The sequence below is a fragment of the Pseudomonas citronellolis genome (genome assembly GCF_029335315.1).
Classification (GTDB): Bacteria; Pseudomonadota; Gammaproteobacteria; order Pseudomonadales; family Pseudomonadaceae; genus Pseudomonas; species Pseudomonas citronellolis_A.
In genome coordinates, this window is record NZ_JARJLT010000070.1 from 1 (window position 1) to 5,506 (window position 5,506).

Sequence of the window (5,506 nt, forward strand, 5' to 3'; positions counted from 1 at the left end):
ATTCCAGTGAGCGAAGCGGATTCATCTATGAGCGTGGACAGTCCGGGCGACAAGCCCCGCAAGCGCAGGACCAGGGTCGACCCGGAGACCCGGCGCAAGGCCCTCGTCGAAGCCACCATGCGCTGCATCACCCGGTTCGGCCACTCGGGCACCACCATCGAGCGCATCTGCGACGAGGCGGAGGTTTCGGTGGGGCTGATCGGCCACCACTTCTCCAGCAAGGACGAGCTGATGCTCGCCACCTACCAGGAGCTGACCAACCAGTTGCGCGAGGAAACCCGGCCCTACCTGGAGGCCAAGGGTGGCACGCCGGTGGAGCGCCTCATCGCGATCATCCGCTCGTCGTTCCGCGGCAGCATCTTCAACGAATTCATCCTCACCACCTGGCTCGGCTTCTGGGGCGCGGCGGTGTCCTCCGAGCAGCTGCGCGAACTCAACCGCCGGCTCTACGCCGACTATCGCAAGGAGCTGGAGGCGGTGTTCAAGGCCATCGCCGCCGAACGCGCGCTGGCCATCGACGCCAAGGGCGGCGCGCTGATCATCACCGCGCTGATCGACGGCTTCTGGCTGGAGTGGGCGCTGGACCACAAGGCCTTCAGCGCCCGCAGGGCGGAGAAGTGCTGCCTGCAGACCGCGCAACTGCTGATCGGTGGCGACCCGGCCTAGGCCGCCTGGGCCAGGGCTTGCGGCAACGGCCTGGCGAGCAGCGCGCCGACCACCAGGGCGAACGCCAGCGCCGCCACGCCGGCCACCAGCAGCACGCTTTCGAAACCGCCAATGAACGCCTGGCGCGCCAGCGGCGCGAGGCTTTCGCGCAGGCCCGGGTCGAGCAGGGCGAGGGCCGCCGGGAGGTCGCCGGCGGCGACGCGGGTGGCCATCTCGGTGGCCTGGTCGAGCTGCGCCGGGGCCACGCTGGCCAGGGCTTCGCGTAGCAGCTGTGCGCTGCGCGCGGCGAGCACGCCGCCGAGGATACCGATGGCCAGGACGATGGCGCCGAAGCGCGTGGTGGTGCTCAGGCCCGAGGCCATGCCGGTGCGTTCGCGCGGCACGCAGGCCATGATGTTCTTCTGCGTGTCGCCGTTGAGCAGCCCGGCGCCCGCGCCCAGTACCAGGCTGGCCAGGGCGAAGGCGGGGTAGCCGCCGTGGCGCGCGGCCAGGGCGCAGAGCAGGTTGCCGGCGCCGACCAGCACCAGGCCCAGGGCGAACAGCCGGGCCGGGCTCAGGTGCGCGGCCAGGCGCAGGCCCAGGCGCGGGGTGAGCAGCATGGCCAGGGCGAACGGCAGCATGCCGGCGCCGGCGGCCAGCGCCGAGAGTTGCAGGCCGTTCTGCAGGTACAGCGGCAGCAGGGTCATCATCACCTGCGCGCAGGCGGCGTAGGCGAACATGCCCAGCAGCGCGCCGACGAAGCGGCCGCTGCGCAGCAGGCGCAGGTCGACCATCGGCCGCGCCTGGCTGCGCTCCACCAGCACGAACAGGCTCAACAGGAAACCGGCCAGCAGCAGCCGGGCGAGGGTCGGCGCGCTGTCCCAGCCGACGCGGTTGGCGTCGATCAGCGCCCAGATCAGGTAGCCCAGGCCACCGGCGAAGGTCAGGCTGCCCAACGGGTCGAGGCGCGCGGCGGCGCTGTCGCGGGATTCCTCGATGCTGCGCAGGGCCAATGCGCCAAGCAGCGCCACCAGCGGCAGGTTGAGGTAGAAGATCCAGCGCCAGCCCAGGCTGCCGGCGATCAGCCCGCCGAGCAGCGGGGCGAAGGTGATGGTCGCGCCCATGCAGGCACCCCAGAAGGCCCAGGCGCGCAGGCGTTCCTGCGGCTCGTGGAAGCGGTTGCCGATGGCTGCCAGGGCGGCGGTCAGCAGCAACGCCGCGCCGGCGCCCTTGGCCGCCCGCGCGGCGTCGAGGAAGGCCAGGCTGGGCGCGGCGCCGCAGGCCAGCGAGGCGGCGCCGAACAGCACCAGGCCGAGCAGCAGCATGCGCCGCCGGCCGAAGCGGTCGGCCAGGCTGCCGGCCGGCAGCAGGCAGGCGGCGAAGGCCAGCAGGTAGGCGCTGACCACCCATTCGATGTCGGCGAAGGAGCCGGACAGGTCGCGGGCGATGCTCGGCAGGCTGACGGCGACTATGTTGGTGTCGAGGATGATCAGCGCGCACACCGCCGAAGCGGTGAACAGGGTGAAGCGCGCGGAGGGGCGGCTGGGCATGGCAAGGCTCCTGGAGCGGGCCGGGCGCCGGGCTTTGCGCCGTGGCGCCGGCCTTGTAGTGTTGCCTGTCACGGTAACGCCGCCGGGCGCCGGGCTTGTTAGCCGCGGCGGCTTCCGTCATTAGCCCGCAGCTAACGAGGCCCCATGGAAATCCGTCACTTCCGCTACTTCCTCGCGGTCGCCCGCCACGGCCATTTCACCCGCGCCGCCGAGCAACTGGGCATCGCCCCGCCAACCCTGACCCGGCAGATCCAGGACATGGAAAAGGAGCTCGGCGTGCGCCTGTTCCAGCGCAGCCAGCGCGAGGTACGCCTGACCGCCGCCGGCGAGGCGCTGGCGGTCGAGGCCGAGCAGGCGGTGCGCCAGTTCGACGCCGCGCAGCTGGGCGCGCAGCGCGCCGGGCGCGGCGAGGCCGGGCACATCGAGCTGGGCTACGTGGCCTCGGCGGCCTATTCCGGGGTGCTGCAGGAGCAGGTCAGCGACTTCGCCGCGGCGCACCCGGCGGTGCAACTGAACATCCGCGAGGCGCCGATGGCCGAACTGCCGGCGCTGGTGCGCGACGGCGGCCTGGACCTGGCCTACGTGCGCTCGCCGATGGAACTGCCGGCGGAACTGGAAGCCATCCGCCTGCACAGCGAGGGCTTCGTCCTGGCGCTGCCGGAGTCGTCGCGCCTCAACGAGCTGGCGGAGCTGCCGGCGGCGCGCCTGGCGGGCGAGACCTTCATCCTCCCCGAGCAGATTTCCGGAACCCTGGAAGTGGCCGCCCAGGGCGGCTTCGTGCCGCGCCTGGGGCCGCAGCCGGGCAGCCTGGTGGCGGTGATCGCGCTGGTCTCGCTAGGCCAGGGCGTGGCGGTGGTGCCGGAGTCGGTGCTGCGGCGCATCAGCCTGCCGCGGGTGAACTACCGGCGCATCGCCGACAGCCAGGCGAGCTCCTGGCTGTCGCTGCTGCACCGGCGCTTCGAGAAGGCCCCGGCGGTGGCCCGCTATATCGAGCGGGTCCGCCAGCAGGCGCGCGGCTGAACGGCTCACATGCCGTTGTGGAAGTCGCTGTGCTCCAGCTCGATGCGTTCGCGCAGGCCGGCCATCGCCCGTGCGTACTCGGCGAGCACGCGCAGCGACCAGTCGGCGCGGCGGCGGATGCGCAGGTCGTCGTCGCTTTCCGCCTGGGCGCCGTTCATCACCCGGTCGACCTGGCGGATCACCAGCTGCTCGGGCAGGTAGCAGATGCGCGAGTTCTTGTAGCTGGAGGCGCGCAGCTCGGACAGCGGGTAGGCGCCGCCCAGGCCGCCGGACACCCCCACCAGCAGCGCCGGCTTGTGCGCCAGCTCGCGGTAGCCGGCGTAGAGGAACAGGTTCTTCAGCGCCGGGCAGGCCATGCCGTGCCATTCCGGGGTCAGCACCACCAGGGCATCGGCGCGCTCCAGCTGGGCGGACTGCTCGACCCAGGCGGCGTTCTCGATCGGCGCCGGCCACAGTGGCAGCGGCGTGCGGCCGAGATCGACGACGTGGGGCTCGCCGCACAGGTCCAGGGCGCGCAGGCGCCCGGCCAGGTAATGGGCGACCTTGGCCGACTGGCTGGGGTGCTGGCTGGAGCCGGCGATCAGGGTGACGTTCAGGTTCATCGGGCGGCCTCGGGGCTGTGCTCGGATTGGGGTTGGGTTTGCGTTTGTGCTTGCGGGTCGCGCACCAGCGGCCAGAACACTTCCTGGCGCCAGCTGACCGGCTGCATGTCTTCGATGCCGTAGGCCGGCGGGCGACGGCGGGTGATCTTCGCGGTGCCGAAGAGCACGTCCCAGAGGAACAGCAGGTTGCCGAAGTTGCCCTTGTAGTGGGTGACGCCGTCTTCGGCGTTGAGGCCGTGGTGCGCGGAGTGGGTGGCGGGGGTGGAGATGGTCCGTTCCAGCAGCCACATCAGCGGACGCAGGGCGCGGATGCGATAGAGCCGGTCGTCCCAGGCCACGCTGCTGTGAGCGGCGAAGATCACCGTCATCTTGACGATCAGGTAGCCGAAGTAGAACTGCGCCAGGCCCATGTAGACCAGGGCGCTGGTCAGCCAGATGCCGGGCATCAGCAGGTAATAGAAGCTGTTGTTGCGGTAGACGATGCGGATGCTCATGTACGGCGCCGAATGGTGGGCGCGGTGCAGGGCGTAGAGGAAGGGCACGTGGTGGGTCAGGCGGTGCCACCAGTACTGGGTCATGTCGTCCAGCACCAGGAACAGGCCCAGGGCGGCGTACCACGGCAGCCCGGCGAGGCAGTCCCTGGCCTGCGGCGCGTAGCGCGACAGCAGCAGGTTGGTGACGGTCAGGATCAGCGGGAAGGTGACCGCCAGCAGGATGCCCGAGCCGAAGATTTCCAGCATGGCGTCGCGGCGTTGCGCCTTGGGTTGGCGGAAGCGCGCGCAGGCCAGTTCCAGCAGCACGAAGAACACGAAGATGGCGACCACGACCGGAGTCGGGTTGTTGGCGAGCAGATCGGAGTTCATGGCACTCTCTTGTTGGTTTGCCCCTGCGGGCGACGTACGAACTATGAGAAACCATGGGGCGCGCACAGCGTCAGGCGGGAAATGGACAGAAATCCCCTGGAAGTGGCCAATCTGCAGCGCTACCACCGCGGCGCCCTGGGCCGGGTGCTGGAACGCTACCTGGAGGGCGTGCGGCCGCGCCGCGAGGGCGACTACAGCATGGTCGCCCTGGAACAGCTGCTGGCCGAGGCGCAGCTGCACGACCCGGCCATCGGCCTGAACCTGTTCGGCCTGTTCACCCCGCAGGACCGCCACGTGCTGGCCCACGGCTGCGGCTACTGCGCCGACGTCGACGCGGCATTGCGTTTCTGGGCCCGCTACGCCCGGCTGGCCTCGGACATGGACAACCTGAGCTACGTCGAAAGCGCCGCCGACGCCGGCGTCGAAGTGTTCATCGAGGCGCCGCCGGCCCTGGCGCGCTTCACCGTCGAGCACTATTTCGTCATGAGCCTGACCCTGATCCGCGAGGCCAGCGGCCTGCCGTTGTGGCCGTCACGCATCGAGTTCGCCCACCCACGCCCGGCCTATCACGCGCGCTACCGGGAACTCTTCGGCGAGCGGGTGGCCTTCGATTGCCCCGGCAACCGCCTGTGCTACGCCCGCGACGACCTGGCGCTGCCGCTGCTGTCGCGCCACGCCGGGATGCTGGAAGTGGTCTGCCAGGAACTGGAACGGCGCCTGGCCAGCCAGCGCCAGCTCAGTGGCTGGGCCGGGCGCCTGGCCCAGGGCATGCGCCGGGCGCTGGGGGAGGGGCGGGTGCCGGGGCTGGAGGAGCAGGCCGCGGCGC

The 5,506-nt window shown here is 71.0% G+C and carries 6 protein-coding genes; 3 read left to right on the forward strand and 3 right to left on the reverse strand.

What is annotated here, in order from left to right; translation table 11 throughout:
* Positions 1 to 27 precede the first annotated feature (27 nt).
* Positions 28 to 666: a transcriptional regulator BetI gene (gene betI / locus P3W75_RS06005; RefSeq protein WP_276226450.1), complete on the forward strand. Its 639-nt coding sequence runs from the start codon at positions 28 to 30 to the stop codon at positions 664 to 666.
* Here betI and P3W75_RS06010 read toward each other — a convergent pair.
* Positions 663 to 2,195 carry an MFS transporter gene (locus tag P3W75_RS06010; RefSeq protein WP_276226451.1) on the reverse strand — a complete coding sequence of 511 codons (1,533 nt, stop codon included), beginning with the start codon at positions 2,193 to 2,195 and terminating at the stop codon, positions 663 to 665. The genes betI and P3W75_RS06010 overlap by 4 nt on opposite strands.
* 144 nt (positions 2,196 to 2,339) lie before the next feature.
* Between P3W75_RS06010 and P3W75_RS06015 the strand changes: the two genes are divergently transcribed.
* The gene (locus P3W75_RS06015; RefSeq protein WP_276226452.1) at positions 2,340 to 3,215 is read left to right on the forward strand and encodes a LysR family transcriptional regulator; all 876 of its coding nucleotides are present in this window, start codon (positions 2,340 to 2,342) and stop codon (positions 3,213 to 3,215) included.
* A gap of 5 nt (positions 3,216 to 3,220) precedes the next feature.
* On the opposite strand, the gene P3W75_RS06020 is transcribed toward P3W75_RS06015, so the two are convergent.
* Together P3W75_RS06020 and P3W75_RS06025 are read right to left on the reverse strand one after the other, a co-directional pair.
* Positions 3,221 to 3,817, reverse strand: a complete 597-nt coding sequence (locus P3W75_RS06020; protein ID WP_276226453.1) for an NADPH-dependent FMN reductase — start codon at positions 3,815 to 3,817, stop codon at positions 3,221 to 3,223.
* Positions 3,814 to 4,680: a sterol desaturase family protein gene (locus P3W75_RS06025; protein ID WP_276226454.1), complete on the reverse strand. Its 867-nt coding sequence runs from the start codon at positions 4,678 to 4,680 to the stop codon at positions 3,814 to 3,816. The genes P3W75_RS06020 and P3W75_RS06025 overlap by 4 nt, the downstream gene beginning before the upstream one ends.
* An 81-nt stretch (positions 4,681 to 4,761) precedes the next feature.
* Here P3W75_RS06025 and P3W75_RS06030 point away from each other — a divergent pair.
* On the forward strand, positions 4,762 to 5,506 hold a 745-nt coding region (locus P3W75_RS06030), incomplete at its 3' end, for an AraC family transcriptional regulator ligand-binding domain-containing protein (RefSeq protein ID WP_276226455.1).